We start from the raw sequence: 14,436 nt of genomic DNA, 5'->3' as shown, positions 1-14,436 counted from the left end.
CCCAGGCGCAGGCGTCCGGCAAACGGTTCGGCCTCTACCATTACGCCATGGGCGGCAACCCGGAGACCGAGGCCCGGTTCTTCTACGCCAACACGTCGAACTATTGGCGTCACGGCATCGTCGCCCTTGACTGGGAGATGGACGACAACCCCGCATGGGGCAATTGGGACTGGGTACGCCGATTCATGGCGGAGTGCGAACGGTTGAGCGGCGGTGTGCGCCCATTGCTGTACACCGGCCCGGTCGCCGGCACCATCCCGCAGGACATCCGCGACCGGTACGGTTTGTGGATCGCCCAGTACGCCAACATGAGCCCGACCGGCTATCAGGCCAACCCGTGGATGATAGGCGCGTACGGCGAGGCCATGCGACAGTACAGTGGTACCGGTGTCGTCAACACGTGGAGTCCCATCGACCTCAACGTGTTCCGTGGCGACGCATGGCAGTGGGACCTGTACGCCAACCCGACCGGCGGCTCCGCGCCACCGGCCGCACCGGCCGCGCCCGTGCAGCCGAGCGACCCCCAGCCCACTCCCAGCACTGGAGGCATCAGCCACGTCATGCAGTGGGGCGAGACCATCTGGGGACTCGCCGTAGCGTATAACGCGTGGCCGTTGTCCATGTGGCACACGCCATCCGGTGATATCAACCGCTACTACGTGGGCGATGTCGTCACCTACGGCGGCGGCTCTACTGCCACCCCCGCACCGTCCACCGGGGTCTCCAAGACCCTCCAATGGGGCGACACCGTGTGGGATTTCGCCACGTCCCACGGCTACAGCGTCAGCCGCTGCACCGTACCATCCGGCAACATCAACGTCTACTACGTGGGCGATGTGGTGACCTGCCGCTAATCCAGACCGATGCCGCCACCCGCATAACCGGGTGACGGCATCACCCCATCATCATCCCTTATTGATCGGAGCAAACATGACCGACAGCAAAAACACGACCGACACCGGCGAAACGCTTCCCGGCGTCGATGTGAGCGACTGGCCCGAGACGGCCGACGTCACCCATGACGTGCCCGACTGGCTCATCCCCAGCCGCGTCTACGACATCCTCAAATGGCTCGGCCTCATCGTCCTGCCAGCACTCGCCGTGTTCGTCAACACGGTCGGCCCCGCATGGGGCTGGCCCCACGTGGACGCGATAGTGACCACGCTCAACGCGCTCGGCATCCTCGCCGGCGCGCTCATCGGCGTCAGCGCCATCAAACAGCACCTCGACCGCGCCGCATAACCACACATAGTTCGGCCCCGCCCGGCATCGCAGGCGACTCGAATAGAGTCAACCTGCTGCCGGACGGGGCCGATTTCGCGTTGTGGCAGAGGGCTTCGCGGGCTCGATTTCTGCCCACATCTTGCCCACATTTTCCGTAAAAACAGGTTAAAAACCGTTAAAACTGGTTAAAACGAAAAAAGCCGCTCAGCCCTACTCCCGCAAGGCAAAGCGGCCATTTTCCAACCCGTTCTCAGCTCAGCGCGTCCTTCAACAAACAGAAGAAGCACCATCCGCGCCAGCCGGGACATCCGAATCACAACCCGCACCCATCCAACAGCAACCATCAACCAACACCACTCGCCCAGCGCCAGACACTCCCGTCACCCCTCAGCCCACACCTCGACCGTCTCCCTCAGCCCCATCATGGGACGTGCCAAGCACCGACTCACCCTCAACTTTTCCTGACACTTTATGAGGGGAAGATGACGTTGATGTCATCTGAAACTTACATGGACATCTAAAAATAGGGCGTTTTTTGACGTTTTTCATTGATTGATGTAAGTTTTGGCGTGCCAAAACTTACATCAATCAAAATCCACGGCTTTTCTGATGACGGATAATGGCACTGGAGCTGTGTCTTCGATAAGGTCAATATCGAGCGTTTGATCGCCGCAGGATTCGGAGTCGCATACAACCCGGTACGCATGGCCGGCAAGTAGTCGCAGCGAATAAATACCACCGCCCCTCCCCCAGCAGTAACGCTGGACGGAGGGGCGGTTTTCGCGTATTTACGCTTTCATGGGCGGAAGATTGAAATACAATCGGGCGATTCGCTCAGCTTCGCGGTTCTCCCTCTCATTACCAAGCAACAGAAGCCAGATGGCATTCTTCCCCGCTAGAGGAATCGGAGCCTTTAGCTGCTTTATACAGCCCTGCTCTTGTAAAAACTTTGCACCACGGCTCAGTCGGTTTCGCGCTGTCCGTGTGCGGGCCATTGTTGTTTCTGCGGCAGTGTCTAAATCATGTTCCTTGGAGGCGATGACCATGCCCATACCCTCTATCATCTTGTCCCAACCCTCCCAATAACACCAGTAGGCACGGTTTTGATATACGACGGCGTTCACATCCTCTTTGTCGATTACCTTCGAGGCCATGTAGGTCATCATCGACAAAGCCAGTAGGTCTAGCGTCTGCTTGCCGTTTTCATCAGTCTTGGAGAATTTGCCTTGGCTTGCGAGAGCATATACGCGATCTACATTGCGGTAGCCCATCTGTTCCGTCATCTTTCCTCCACGCCCTCGACTAAACTTGGGAGTGGAACTCTTGCTAGGGTTTCGTTTTTCAACCCTGTGGAGTCTTCACCTCCATAGGGTTTTTTATTCACACTCACATGATAACAGATAGTCACACCATAATGGGAATAGTGAGTCACAGTCAACGCTGATTATTGCTCACACCGACATGTGAACATACATGGATAGATACTAAAAGGCTTACATGAATATTTATACAAAAACCGATTTTTGATTTTTCGAGCGAATCACCGTCGATTCCGCCACGCCGAAACCGTTCCGCAGCCCAACCCGAAGATTTGTTGGAGAATGTTGGAGAATGACATTCCTAGACGCCGGAAATCTTACCCGAGATACGATGAGACCCCTTGCAAACATTGTCGTTCGCAAGGGGTCTCAATGTCTAATCAGCGAGTGATTCAGCATACCTTCCACATCCAGTTGTGCGGGTCTTCCACCTCGCCGAGCTGGATGCCGAGCAACTCGTTGCGCAGGGCGACGGTCAGCTCGCCGGAGCCACCGTCGGCGACGGTGACATCGAACTTCTCGGACTTGAAGCGACCGATCGGGGTGATGATGGCGGCGGTACCGCAAGCGAACACCTCAGTGACCTCGCCGGACTTAATGTCCTCGAGCAGCTGGTCGAGGGCGATCATGGTCTCGACCACGTCGTGGCCCTTGTCCTGAAGCAGCTGAATCAGGGAGCGACGGGTCACGCCCGGCAAAATGTTGCCGGTCAGGGACGGGGTCTCCACGTGGCCATCCTTGTGCACGGCCATCATGTTCATGCCGCCAAGCTCTTCAAGGTAGGTCTTGGTGGCGGCGTCCACAAAGCAGACCTGCTCGCAGCCGTTCTCGATACCTTTGTACTCGCCGAGCAGGGAGGCAGCGTAGTTGCCACCGCACTTGGCGAAACCAGTGCCGCCGGGGCCGGTGCGGAACCACTTGTCTTCAACCCAGATGCTCACCGGCTTGACGCCGCCCGGGAAGTACGGGCCGGACGGAGAGGCGATCACGCAGTAGTCGACTTCCTGCGGAGCGCGCACGCCGAGGAACGGCTCGGAGGCGAACATGAACGGACGCATGTACAGCGTGTACTCACGGCGTGACGGCACCCAGTTGGCGTCGCGCTTGACCAGCGCGGCCACGGAGCCGAGGAAGTCGTCAACCGGCAGCTCGGGCAGGTATAGACGCTTGGCGGAATTCTGGAAACGCTCGGCGTTCGCATCCGGGCGGAACAGCCAGGTGGAGCCGTCAGCGTGACGATAAGCCTTCAGACCCTCGAAACACTCCTGTGCATAGTGCAGCACAGAGGCACCCGGGTCCATCTTGAGCGGCGCGTACGGCTCGACGCGGCGGTCGGACCATCCTTCGCCTTTGGTCCAAGTCATGTGAGTCATGTTGTCAGAGAACACCTGGCCGAAAGCCGGCTTGTCGATGAGGGACTGACGCTTCTCATCGGATGCGGGGTTGTCGTTCGGCAGTACGGTGAACGGTTCGGTGAGCTGGTCGAGCGCTGCCGGATCGTGGTGCGTATTTTCAGTCATTACTAGCTACTTCTTCTTGACTTTGGCAGCCCGAAAGCCACCATATGGGGTGTGTGCTGTGCGCTTGTGGCGCGAGCTCTGTTGCATACTTTTGCACACCCATGTGTTACTCGTGTGGCAGAGTTCACATGGTGAAAAAACGAAGAAGCCCGCACCGTTCTCAACGGCTGCGGGCTTCCACGTTTCAGTTATGTTCTGAATTGTTCGCTATCGAAGCGACCGACTCACTTGGCGTCGGCAGCCGGAGCAGCGGCGGCGTCAGCCGGGGCGGCAGCAGCTTCCGGAGCGGTGGTGGACTCGGTGGCATCCTCCGGCACCTCGACGGTGACGACGGACTCTTCCGGATCCTCGATGTCCAGCTCGACGCCCTCAGGCAGGACGACATCCTTGGCGAACACCTTGGTGCCGTCGGTCAGGCCTTCGACGCTGACCACAATCTTCTCGGGCAGGTTGGTGACGTCGGCGCGGACCTTGAGCTCCTGAATGTCGACGAACGCCACGGCAGCACCCTTCGGGGTGCCTTCCACGAACACCGGCACCTCGACGTCGATCTTCTCGCCGGCCTTGACCTCGAGGAAGTCGATGTGCTCGATGATGCGCTTGACCGGGTTCTTCTGCACGTCCTTGACGACGGCCATCTTGGTGTTGCCGTCGAAGGCGATGGTGAACAGGGCGTTGGTGTGACGCAGGGCCAGGGTGGTCTCGCGCATCGGCAAGGTCACGAAGGCGGGCTCTTCGCCGCCGGCGTAGATGGTGGCTGGAATCTTGTTGGCAACGCGCAGACGACGAGCAACGCCCTTGCCGAACTCGGAACGGGCCTCGCCCTCAAGCTTAATGGTGGTAGCCATAATGGATACTCCTTGTAGTTTCGTTTCGTACTGTCTCGCTCAGACGCCACGACGCGCCGAAAGACACCCTACAAAGAGTGAAATACGCCGAGTCGATAACGGAAGCTGTGTCATGTGTCAGCACGCACACTTCCCTCGCCAAAGCAACAATTGTCAATTATACGCCAACTCCGGACTTTGCGTGGTGATGTTTCGATGACGCTGCATCCCGGCCGTCCCAGCCACGTCAACGCACGGTTTCCGCGAAATAATCCCTAGCTTTGTGAAGAACGTACGCTTACCCGTTCTCATCATACGGTTTTCACGAAATCGTCCGCCATTTCGTGAAAACCGTACGCTCAGCGACACTCAGTGTACGGTCTTTCACGAAGTTGGGGATGATTTCGAAAAATAACGTACGATGGTGAGTACCGTATCGGGAGGTTGATATGACTCGTTCGGACGACGTCATCAATGAGGACGACCATGACGTCATCGCCGCACACACTCGCGTTGTCAGGGGTATGGCTGCGGCACTTGCCGCGATAGCCGCCACCGGAGCCGGCGTCACAGCCGCGGCCGCCAACGTCATGTTCACGTTCGCGCTGGACACCAAGGCCAAACGTTCGATGTTCAACATGCCGCACGAGGAGACGCCGAAAGGCATCGAATTCGACATGTCCGAGCAGCTTGAGGCCACCCGGTGGTTCGAGGAGGCCAAGCAATCGGTCACGCTGCGCAGCCATGATGGATTGAAACTCCACGGCTGGCTGTTGGACCCGGATTGTTCCGACCCACAGCCGCACCTATACGCGATCTGCTGCCATGGCTATACCGGAGAGCCCGCGGAAATGGCCAAATGGGCGCATCGCTATGCGCAACTCGGTTTTACGGTCCTGCTACCCGCGCAGCGCGCCCATGAGTTGAGCGAAGGGCGTTACGTGGGTATGGGATTGCTGGAAAGCGACGATCTGTTGGGCTGGGTTTCGCTGATCACCGCAGCTGATCCGGATGCACGCATTCTGTTGCATGGCAATTCGATGGGCGCCGCCACGGTGATGATGGCGGCCGGCGATGCGCGACTCCCCCGCAACGTCGTCGCCGCGATTTCCGATTGCGGATACAGTTCCGTGGTCTCACAGTTTACGGATAATGCCGAGGCGATGTTCCATTTGCCGCACTCGTTGGCCGTGCTGCTGGTCAAAGTGGCCAGTCATGTGTCTAGACGCAAAGCTGGATACCGGTTTGAGGACGCCTCCTGTGTGAAGGCATTACGGCACGCGACTATTCCGATGATGTTCATTCATGGCGGAGCGGACACTTTTGTCAATCCGAAGTATCTGGACATCAATTACAACGCCTGCGCCAGCATCGACCGCGAGAAGCTGCTGATCCCCGGCGCCGACCACACGATGAGCGCCAGCACCGACCCGGACCGCTATTGGCGTCGCGTTAACAGCTTTGTTAAGCGGGTGTTTGGGCTGTAGTAGATATAGAAGCTTGGCTCCCCTCTGTGAGGGGAGCCAAGAATGGTTACGCGAGCAGTTCCTTGACGGCGGCGATGACGGACTGCAGACTCTTTTTCGCGTCACCGAACAGCATCTGGGTGTTGTCCTCGAAGTAGAGCTCGTTCTGGATACCGGCGTAGCCCATGCCGCGGCCACGCTTCATGACCACGACGTTCTGGGACTTGTCGACGTCGAGAATCGGCATGCCGGAGACCGGGGTGCCGGGGCGACGAGCGGCCGGGTTGGTCACGTCGTTGGCGCCGACGACCAGAGCCACGCTGGCCTGCGGGAACTGCGGGTTGATCTCATCGAGATCCACGAGTTCCTCGTAGGGTACGTTGGCCTCGGCCAGCAGCACGTTCATGTGACCAGGCATACGGCCTGCGACCGGGTGAATGGCGTAGGAGACTTCCACGCCGTGGCCCTTGAGCAGTTCGCCGAGATCAGCGAGCTCGCGCTGGGCCTGAGCCTGAGCCAGACCGAAGCCGGGCACGAAGATGACCTTCTGCGCGTAGACGAGCTGAACGGCCAGATCGTCCGGCGTGGTCTCCTTCATGGTGCCTTCCAGACCGTCGCCAGCAGCGGCGGCGTCAGCACCACCGCCGAAGCCACCGGCCAAGACGGAGAGCAGCGGACGGTTCATGGCCTGAGCCATGAGGATGGACAGGGTCACACCTGCGGAACCGACGAGTGCGCCGGCCACGATCAGGGCAACGTTGTCAATCGCCAGACCGGACATAGCCACAGCCGTACCGGTGCAGGCGTTGAGCACAGAGATGACGACGGGCATATCGGCGCCGCCGATTGGAATCACGAAGACCAAGCCGTAGCACAGGGCGAACACGGTGGTCAGAATCGACCACAGCAGACGCTGTTCGGGCTGGACGCACAGCATGACCAGCGAGGCGACAGACAGCACGGCGAACAGAATGTTCCATACGCCCTTGCCCGGCAGGTTCAGCTTCTTGACCCACTTGATGCCCTGTAGCTTGCCGGCAGCGATGAGCGAGCCGGTGAAGGTCACAGAACCGATGAGAATACCGAGACCAGCGGTGATGAGCACCACGATGTCCGGGGTGCCTTCCTTGGTCAGGATGTCGTTCAGGGCCACGAGTGCGGCGGCGCCACCACCCACGGTATTGAACACGGAGACCAGCTGCGGCATATCGGTCATCTTCACCTTCTTGGCGGAGACGACACCGGCCACGGCACCGATCAGGATGCCGACGACCAGCACCACCACGGCGACAATGTTCACGAAGCCCTTGGCGAAGAGCACGATGAACGCCATGAGCACGGCCACGACCATGCCGAACGCGGAGATCTGGTTACCCTTGCGGGCGGTCTTCGGCGAATTCATGAAATGCAGACCGACCACAAACAGGACGGCAGAGAACAGGTAGGCGAACCAAGCGACGATGTCGATGGCGCCAACGGTTGCGGAGGTCATTACTTCGACTCCCCCTTCTTCTCGTTCTTGCTGGACTTGAACATCTCAAGCATGCGGTCGGTGACCACGTAGCCACCAACGACGTTCATGGTGCCCAGCACAGCGGCCAGGAAGATGAACACGTAGGCCAGCGGGCTATTGGCTTCGGCTGCCACGATCACAACGCCGACGATGACGATGCCGTGGATGGAGTTCGCGCCGGACATAAGCGGCGTGTGCAGGGTGGCGGGCACCTTGCCGATGACCTCGATGCCGATGAGCAGCGCAAGGACGAACAGGGTAATGGAAACGACGAGAGTAGGCATGGTATTCCTTCTTCCTTACTTCTCGGACTTCTCGGCATCGACAGCAGCTGCCGGGGCGGCGGCGCGGCCGGCAACCACCAGCGCGTCGTCAAGTTCTTCGGTGAGATCCTGGCCGAGCTTGCCGTCACGCACGAAGTGCACGAGGATGTCGGCCACATTGCGCGAAAGCAGGTTGGATGCGGTGGTGGCGACGCCGGAGGCCAGGTAGGGAGCGCCAATCAGCTTGACACCGCCCTCGGTGACCTGCTCGCCGACGGCGGAGCCCTCGACGTTGCCGCCGAGGTCGGATGCTGCGCAGTCCACGATCACGGCACCACGCTTGAGACCCTTGACGCCGGCTGCGGTGAGCAGCACCGGGGGCTTACGGCCCGGGACCTTGGCGGTGGTGATGATGATGTCAAAGCCGGCGGCCTTCTCATCGACGGCAGCCTGCTGCTGAGCCTGCTCTTCGGCGCTCAGCGCGCGGGCATAACCGCCCTCGCCCTGGCCCTTGGAGAAGTCAAGTCCCAGATCAAGGAACTTCGCGCCGAGGGACTCGACCTCACCCTGGGAGGCGGGACGCACGTCGTACGCGGTGACGACCGCGCCTAGACGCTTCAGCGTACCAATGGCCTGCAGGCCGGCGATGCCGGCACCGAGCACCAGCGCCTTAGCCGGGCGAATCGTGCCGGCGGCGGTGGTCATCATCGGCAGGAAGGAACCGTAAGCATCGGCGGCGGTGATGGCTGCCTTGTAGCCCATCACGGAGTTCTGAGAGGTCATCTCATCCATGGACTGGGCGCTGGAAAGCTTACGGGGCAGCTTTTCGATGGCGATGCCCACCAGACCGGCCTTCTCGAGCGCGGCCATGTAATCGGCATCGGTGAAGGAACCGAGCATGCCAATGACCCACTGGCCGGCCCTGAGTTTGGCCACGGTCTCGGCGGACGGTCGGTCCACAAAACCGAGCGCGTCGGCTTCGGCGAGCACCTCGTCACGGCTGGTCACCTTCGCACCGGCCTTTTCGTAATCCTCATCGGTGTAGTCGGCAGCAATGCCGGCACCTGCTTCAATCAGTGAAGAGACACCGCTCCTCTTCAGCCGGGTGACGATATCCGGCGTCAGCGCGACGCGGGATTCCGTTTCGGACGTTTCGTTCAAAACGCCGAACACCACGGTGGCTTCTGGGTTTTGCGCCATGAGAGCCCTTTCTTGTTCTACTTCAAAATGGACATGGTTATCCGCATAGAAAGTGTAGTCGGAGGGTAAAGACCATGACTTGAGATTCCGCCAATCGAAACAGAAACGAACCCGAAATTAGTGAGAAATACGAATGTGTCCATGTGCATTGCGGATGAATTGCTCGGAAGTCGTCCAACAATCACCCGGCATCGATTAGCAACCAACCGCTCAGTAATTATCGACAATCACCATAATTATCGACAATCACCGTTTCGTAGCTCACGGTTACTCAACAATATCGGGACCTGTGCAATATTTTGCCACGCACTCCCCTAACCCGCCAGAATCCTACGGTTGCGTAAGGTGACGAGTTCGGTTTGGGTGATTACAATTTGAGCTTTGAGAAGCGTTCGCCTCATGGCTGGACGACACTGAAAGGTTTACAGGAGCAAGACTTGTCGGTTATCAATTCCTTCACGCAGCACACTATCAATCTCACCCGTAAGGCGCTCAGGTTGGGATCCGACTTCGTCCACCCGGTCCACGACGACACCCCGGACGAGCCCGATTACCTGTCCAACGCCGACGTGCCGGTCGAGACCAATATCGCTTTGCCTCACAGCGACGATTGGGACGACGGCCACCTGACCGTCACCGACATCGACCCCGCCACCGGCCTGCTCACCACCTCCACCGAAGGCAATCCGCCGCTGGACGAAGGTACGTCCATCTACGACCTGTATGCGGACCGCGCCGAACGTATGGGCGATGAGCCGCTGTACACCTACAAGTCCGGCAACGATTGGGTGACCGTCACCGCCAACGAGTTCCTGGCTGACGTGCGTGCCGTGGCCAAGGGCCTGATTCATTACGGCCTGAAGAAGGGCGATGCCGTGGCATTCATGTGCCGAACTTCCTACGACTGGGACCTGACCGACGCGGCGATCATGGCGTGCGGCGGCGTGCTCGCCACCATCTACGACACCGATTCCGCCGAGCAGATTCGCAATATCGTCAACAACTCCGATGCCCGACTGCTGATCGTGCAGGACACGGACATGCGTAAGAAGGCGGATGGGTCCGTCGAAGAGTGCCCGTCCCTGGAGCACATCATCACCATCGAGACCGGTGGCTTGGACGAAATCAAGGCCTACGGCACCACGGTCTCGGACGAGGAGCTGGACGAGCGCATCGATTCGGTCAAGAAGACCGACCTGTGCTCCATCGTGTACACCTCCGGTTCCACGGCCGCGCCGAAAGGCGTGGAGATGACCCACGAGCACTACTGCCAAACCGCGCTGAATCTGCCGGCCTACATGCCCGATCTGCTGCACGACAAGAGGAACACCATCCTGCTGTTCCTGCCGCAGGCCCATTCCTTCGCCCGCGCCATCAACTACATCGTCGTCTCCTCGAACGTCCGCATCTACATCGCCACCGGCATCAAGACGCTGATTAGCGATCTGCAGGTGGCCAAGCCCACTCTCATGATCGTGGTGCCGCGCGTGCTGGAGAAGGTGTACAACGCCGCGTCCCAGAAGGCCGGCCACGGCCCCAAGGGCGTGGTGTTCGCCTCCGCCGTGGTGGCTGCGCAGAACTATATGAAGGAAGTCTCCGCCAATGGCAAGGCAGGTGCACTGACCCGCACTCGCCGCGCTGCCTTCGATCCGATTGTCTACTCTTCGCTGCGCGAAGTGCTCGGCGGTCGCGCCAAGTGGATTGTGGCCGGCGGTGCCCCGCTTGACCCGGAACTGCTGGCTTTCTTCCGTGGCGCGGGTGTGCCTGTATACGAGGGGTATGGTCTGACCGAAACCACCGCGCCGTGCGCGTTCAACCCGCTGGGTACGCCGTTCCACGCTGGTTCCGTGGGCATCGCATTCCCCGGATTCTCCCTGCGCATCGCCGAGGACGGCGAAATTCAGGTCAAGGGTCGTGCCGTGTTCCCGCGCTATCACAAGAACGACGAGGCCACTGAGCTGTCGTTCACCGAAGATGGCTGGTATGCCACCGGCGATCTGGGCCGTATCGACAACGACGGGTTCCTGTACATCACCGGGCGCAAGAAGGATCTGATCATCACCGCCGGCGGCAAGAACGTCTCCCCCGGCCCGATCGAGGAAGTCATCCAGCGTTGCGAGTTCGTCTCCCAGGCGTTGGTGCTGGGTGACAAACGCCCGTTCATCTCCGCCCTGGTGACGTTGGACGAGAAGTCGTTGCGCCCGTGGCTCGCCGCCAAGGGGCTTGACGAGAACATGTCCCTCGAGGACGCGGCAAGGAACGCCGCCGTGCGCGCCGAAGTGCAGCAGTGGGTCGATCGGGCCAACGAGGGCGTCTCCCGCGCCGAATCCGTACGCAAGTTCATCATCCTGCCCGAGGAGTTCACCCAGGAGAACGGTCTGATGACCGCCTCCATGAAGGTGATTCGCCCCAAGGTCATCAAGCGCTACTCCACCCTCCTCAACACCCAGATGTACACCAAGAAGAAGTAGCGATGCGCAATCGGCATTGCGGGAACGTGCCGCGTCGAAACGCTCCCGCAATGCCGATTCCATAGGGCATATATCGGCCCGACCCACGGGCGGGACCACCGGAGGCTAATCGGAGGCTAGAAGCCGAGACGTTCCAGCTGCTTGGGATCGGACTGCCAGCCTTTGGCTACCTTGACGTGGAGGTCGAGCTTGGCTTTTTGGCCGACGATGCGGTTGACCGGGGTGCGTAGCTTCTTCTTGACGTAGGTGAGGTTCGAGGCGCCCTTGCCGATGATGATCGGCTTTTGGGAGTCACGCTCCACATAAATGGACACGTTGACCTGCGCCTTGCCGTCATAGCCCTGACCGGTCTCGTTGTCTTCCGGATAGTCGATGGAATCGACCACCACGGCCAGCGAATGCGGCAGCTCGTCGTCCAAGGTCTCCAGGAACGCACCGCGCACGAGTTCGGCGATGGTGTCTTCCGGACGCTCCTCGCTGATCTGATCGTCCGGGTACATCTGCGGGCCTTCGGGCGTGTGTTCAATGAGCACGTTCTTCACCTCGGCCAGATTGTCGTGCTTCAGGGCGCTCACCGGCACGATGTCCGAGAAATCGGCGAAATCGTTGATTGCGATGAGCTTGTTGATGAGTTGCTGACGGCCAAGCTCGTCGATCTTGGTGACGATGGCAATCAGCGGGATGCGCCATTTGAACGTACCGTCCTCACGCTTGGTGGCGAAGTCGGTACGCAGTCGGGAAAGAATACGCTTGTCGCCGGGGCCGATTTCCTGGTCGGCGGGCAGCAGGAAGGCCACCACGTCCACATCGGCCAAGGATTCGTCGACCACGTCGTTCAGACGCTGGCCAAGCAACGTACGCGGACGGTGAATACCGGGCGTGTCCACGAGCACGAGCTGCGCGTGGTCGGCGGTCAGGATGCCGCGAATCGCCTTACGGGTGGTTTCCGGTCGAGAGGATGCGATGGCGATCTGCTTGCCGATCAACGCGTTGATCAACGTGGATTTGCCGACGTTCGGGCGGCCCACCACGGCCACGAATCCGGAGCGATACGGCACGTCCTGCTTGGTCACGTTCTCCGTTTCACCGGTCGCGTCGACTTCGGCAACGCCGGCAACATCGGAAGCATCAGTGACGTCAATGTCATCGACGTCGTTCGTGCTGTTGTTCTGGTCGGTCATATCACTCCTTGCTGGCGGTATCATCGCCTTCGACGGGCTCGCCGTCAGTTTCCTTATGGGTCTTGTTATCTTCCTCGCCGCCCTCGACGTGCGCCGGTTGTACGACGATGGTGGACACCTTCTTGCGGCGTCCGGCGGAGTCCACGGCGGTCAGTCGCAGACCGCGCGTCACGGCCGAGGCACCGACAATTGGCACGCGGCCCAGAATCTTGGTCAGCAGGCCGTAGACGGTATCGACGTCGTCCTCATCAATGTCGATCGCGAAGATCTCCTCCAGATCGGCAATCGGCGTACGGGCAGGCATCTTCCACTTGTTGTCTCCGATTTTCTCCGGCTCAGTACGCTGGGTGCGGTCGTGCTCGTCTTCCAGCTCTCCGACAATCTGTTCGATGGCATCCTCGATAGTCACCATGCCGGCGATGCCGCCATACTCATCGACCACCACGGCCACATGCTGGCGGGAACGCTGCATCTCATGGAACAGGTCGTCCACCGGCTTGGATTCGGGAACAAGCAGCGGCTGCCGGACGATGGATTCGACCGCGCGCTCCATGGCCGCCGGGTTGAAGGCGGTGGCACGCACGGCGTCCTTCAAATAGGCCACGCCGATCAGGTCATCCACATCCTCACCGATCACCGGCACGCGGGAGAAACCGGAGCGGGAGAACAGTTTCAGCGCGGAAGACAGTGTGGAGTCGCGCTCCATGCAGATCATATCGGTGCGCGGCACCATGATCTCGCGAGTCAACGTATCAGACAGGGTGAGCACGTTGCGCAACATTTCGGAGACTTCCGGATCGAAGTCGTTGGACTCCACCAGCCGGTCGATGGCGGCCTTGCCCTGCTCGAGCTGAATCTTCTCAAGCTCCTCGTCGTCGGACAGATCGGAGTCCTTGGAGCGGCGGCCCGACCCCTTGGAACCGGACTTGTCGCCACCGATGCGTGCGAACGGCGTGAGCTTGGTGGCCAACGACACGATGCGCGAGTTGGAAATCATGATGTCGACCGGCTTGGTCATGCCGGCGGTGCGCGGGCGGACCAGTACGGAGACCACGGCTACGATAATCGCGAACAGGAATCCGGCGAGCAGTTCAACCCACAGTTCCGCACCCCACAGGGATGCGATGGAAGACACCAGTACGCCGTCGAGCACATTGCAGGCGATGCGGAAGAACGCACAGCTGCCGGCGGTGGCATAACGGTCGGCGATGAGCCGTTGCACGCGATGAATCTTGTCGATCTTCTTCATCTTGAGGAACTGGCTTGCTTCGGAGTCGGTCTGCACCTCGAGGATGAGATTGTTGAGGCTGGCTCGCGTTACGCGGGCCACGGCACCTTCAGCGGCGGCCATGGTCAGCGAAAGCCAGACGAACAGGGTCGCCACAAGTACGAGAATGACGGTGACGGCGATCAGCGTGGTACTGGAATACTCCATAATGTTTTTTCGGTGTC

General features: G+C 60.0%; 13 protein-coding genes. 4 read left to right on the top strand and 9 right to left on the bottom strand.

Annotation, left to right across the window (positions count from 1 at the left end; all coding sequences use genetic code 11):
* Both FYJ31_RS11865 and FYJ31_RS11860 read left to right on the top strand, forming a co-directional pair.
* Positions 1-854, top strand: an 854-nt coding sequence (locus tag FYJ31_RS11865; RefSeq protein WP_154536759.1) for a GH25 family lysozyme, incomplete at its 5' end; no start/stop codon positions are given.
* A 76-nt stretch (positions 855-930) separates the two neighbouring features.
* Positions 931-1,242 carry a phage holin gene (locus tag FYJ31_RS11860; protein ID WP_154536758.1) on the top strand — a complete coding sequence of 104 codons (312 nt, stop codon included), beginning with the start codon at positions 931-933 and terminating at the stop codon, positions 1,240-1,242.
* A 499-nt stretch (positions 1,243-1,741) separates the two neighbouring features.
* On the opposite strand, the gene FYJ31_RS11855 is transcribed toward FYJ31_RS11860, so the two are convergent.
* From FYJ31_RS11855 to FYJ31_RS11840, 4 genes are all read right to left on the bottom strand, one after another.
* Positions 1,742-1,963, bottom strand: a complete 222-nt coding sequence (locus FYJ31_RS11855) for a hypothetical protein (RefSeq protein ID WP_154536757.1) — start codon at positions 1,961-1,963, stop codon at positions 1,742-1,744.
* A 49-nt stretch (positions 1,964-2,012) separates the two neighbouring features.
* Complete coding sequence (locus FYJ31_RS11850) at positions 2,013-2,507, bottom strand: hypothetical protein (protein ID WP_071478528.1); 495 nt, start codon at positions 2,505-2,507, stop codon at positions 2,013-2,015.
* Between the two features lie 428 nt (positions 2,508-2,935).
* Positions 2,936-4,063, bottom strand: a complete 1,128-nt coding sequence (locus FYJ31_RS11845; protein WP_012577891.1) for a branched-chain amino acid aminotransferase — start codon at positions 4,061-4,063, stop codon at positions 2,936-2,938.
* A gap of 224 nt (positions 4,064-4,287) precedes the next feature.
* Positions 4,288-4,911, bottom strand: coding sequence for a 50S ribosomal protein L25/general stress protein Ctc (locus FYJ31_RS11840; protein ID WP_012577892.1), 624 nt, complete (start codon positions 4,909-4,911; stop codon positions 4,288-4,290).
* A gap of 428 nt (positions 4,912-5,339) precedes the next feature.
* On the opposite strand from FYJ31_RS11840, the gene FYJ31_RS11830 reads away from it, so the two are divergent.
* Positions 5,340-6,377: an alpha/beta hydrolase gene (locus FYJ31_RS11830; RefSeq protein ID WP_012577893.1), complete on the top strand. Its 1,038-nt coding sequence runs from the start codon at positions 5,340-5,342 to the stop codon at positions 6,375-6,377.
* A 46-nt stretch (positions 6,378-6,423) separates the two neighbouring features.
* Here the strand turns inward: FYJ31_RS11830 and FYJ31_RS11825 are convergent, their stop codons facing one another.
* From FYJ31_RS11825 to FYJ31_RS11815, 3 genes are read right to left on the bottom strand one after another with little or no spacing between them, the layout of a single operon-like run.
* Positions 6,424-7,848 carry an NAD(P)(+) transhydrogenase (Re/Si-specific) subunit beta gene (locus tag FYJ31_RS11825; protein ID WP_154536756.1) on the bottom strand — a complete coding sequence of 475 codons (1,425 nt, stop codon included), beginning with the start codon at positions 7,846-7,848 and terminating at the stop codon, positions 6,424-6,426.
* Complete coding sequence (locus tag FYJ31_RS11820; protein ID WP_007053366.1) at positions 7,848-8,153, bottom strand: NAD(P) transhydrogenase subunit alpha; 306 nt, start codon at positions 8,151-8,153, stop codon at positions 7,848-7,850. Before FYJ31_RS11820 ends, FYJ31_RS11825 begins: the two co-directional genes overlap by 1 nt.
* Before the next feature lie 15 nt (positions 8,154-8,168).
* Positions 8,169-9,332 carry an NAD(P) transhydrogenase subunit alpha gene (locus FYJ31_RS11815; protein ID WP_154536755.1) on the bottom strand — a complete coding sequence of 388 codons (1,164 nt, stop codon included), beginning with the start codon at positions 9,330-9,332 and terminating at the stop codon, positions 8,169-8,171.
* Between the two features lie 437 nt (positions 9,333-9,769).
* On the opposite strand from FYJ31_RS11815, the gene FYJ31_RS11810 reads away from it, so the two are divergent.
* Positions 9,770-11,803 (top strand): AMP-dependent synthetase/ligase, encoded by a 2,034-nt coding sequence (locus tag FYJ31_RS11810; protein WP_065472095.1) that lies wholly within the window; start codon positions 9,770-9,772, stop codon positions 11,801-11,803.
* Between the two features lie 116 nt (positions 11,804-11,919).
* Here FYJ31_RS11810 and era read toward each other — a convergent pair whose 3' ends face one another.
* Together era and FYJ31_RS11800 are read right to left on the bottom strand one after the other, a co-directional pair.
* A complete protein-coding gene (era, locus tag FYJ31_RS11805) occupies positions 11,920-12,984 on the bottom strand; it encodes a GTPase Era (protein WP_154536754.1) in 1,065 nt (354 codons plus the stop codon).
* A 1-nt stretch (position 12,985) separates the two neighbouring features.
* A complete protein-coding gene (locus tag FYJ31_RS11800) occupies positions 12,986-14,419 on the bottom strand; it encodes a hemolysin family protein (RefSeq protein ID WP_154536753.1) in 1,434 nt (477 codons plus the stop codon).
* Positions 14,420-14,436 lie beyond the last annotated feature (17 nt).

The sequence above is a fragment of the Bifidobacterium sp. WCA-178-WT-4B genome, assembly GCF_009696495.1.
GTDB lineage: Bacteria > Actinomycetota > Actinomycetes > Actinomycetales > Bifidobacteriaceae > Bifidobacterium > Bifidobacterium infantis.
The sequence above is the reverse complement of the archived record's forward strand: the minus strand, read 5'-3'. Positions and strand labels throughout refer to the sequence as shown.

Excerpts from the sequence above, each read along its gene's own strand:
- FYJ31_RS11840 (WP_012577892.1), bottom strand. The coding sequence starts at position 4,911 with ATGGCTACCACCATTAAGCTTGAGGGCGAGGCCCGTTCCGAGTTCGGC.
- FYJ31_RS11825 (WP_154536756.1), bottom strand. The coding sequence starts at position 7,848 with ATGACCTCCGCAACCGTTGGCGCCATCGACATCGTCGCTTGGTTCGCC.
- era (WP_154536754.1), bottom strand. The coding sequence starts at position 12,984 with ATGACCGACCAGAACAACAGCACGAACGACGTCGATGACATTGACGTC.
- FYJ31_RS11850 (WP_071478528.1), bottom strand. The coding sequence starts at position 2,507 with ATGACGGAACAGATGGGCTACCGCAATGTAGATCGCGTATATGCTCTC.
- FYJ31_RS11860 (WP_154536758.1), top strand. The coding sequence starts at position 931 with ATGACCGACAGCAAAAACACGACCGACACCGGCGAAACGCTTCCCGGC.
- FYJ31_RS11820 (WP_007053366.1), bottom strand. The coding sequence starts at position 8,153 with ATGCCTACTCTCGTCGTTTCCATTACCCTGTTCGTCCTTGCGCTGCTC.
- FYJ31_RS11845 (WP_012577891.1), bottom strand. The coding sequence starts at position 4,063 with ATGACTGAAAATACGCACCACGATCCGGCAGCGCTCGACCAGCTCACC.
- FYJ31_RS11830 (WP_012577893.1), top strand. The coding sequence starts at position 5,340 with ATGACTCGTTCGGACGACGTCATCAATGAGGACGACCATGACGTCATC.
- FYJ31_RS11800 (WP_154536753.1), bottom strand. The coding sequence starts at position 14,419 with ATGGAGTATTCCAGTACCACGCTGATCGCCGTCACCGTCATTCTCGTA.
- FYJ31_RS11815 (WP_154536755.1), bottom strand. The coding sequence starts at position 9,332 with ATGGCGCAAAACCCAGAAGCCACCGTGGTGTTCGGCGTTTTGAACGAA.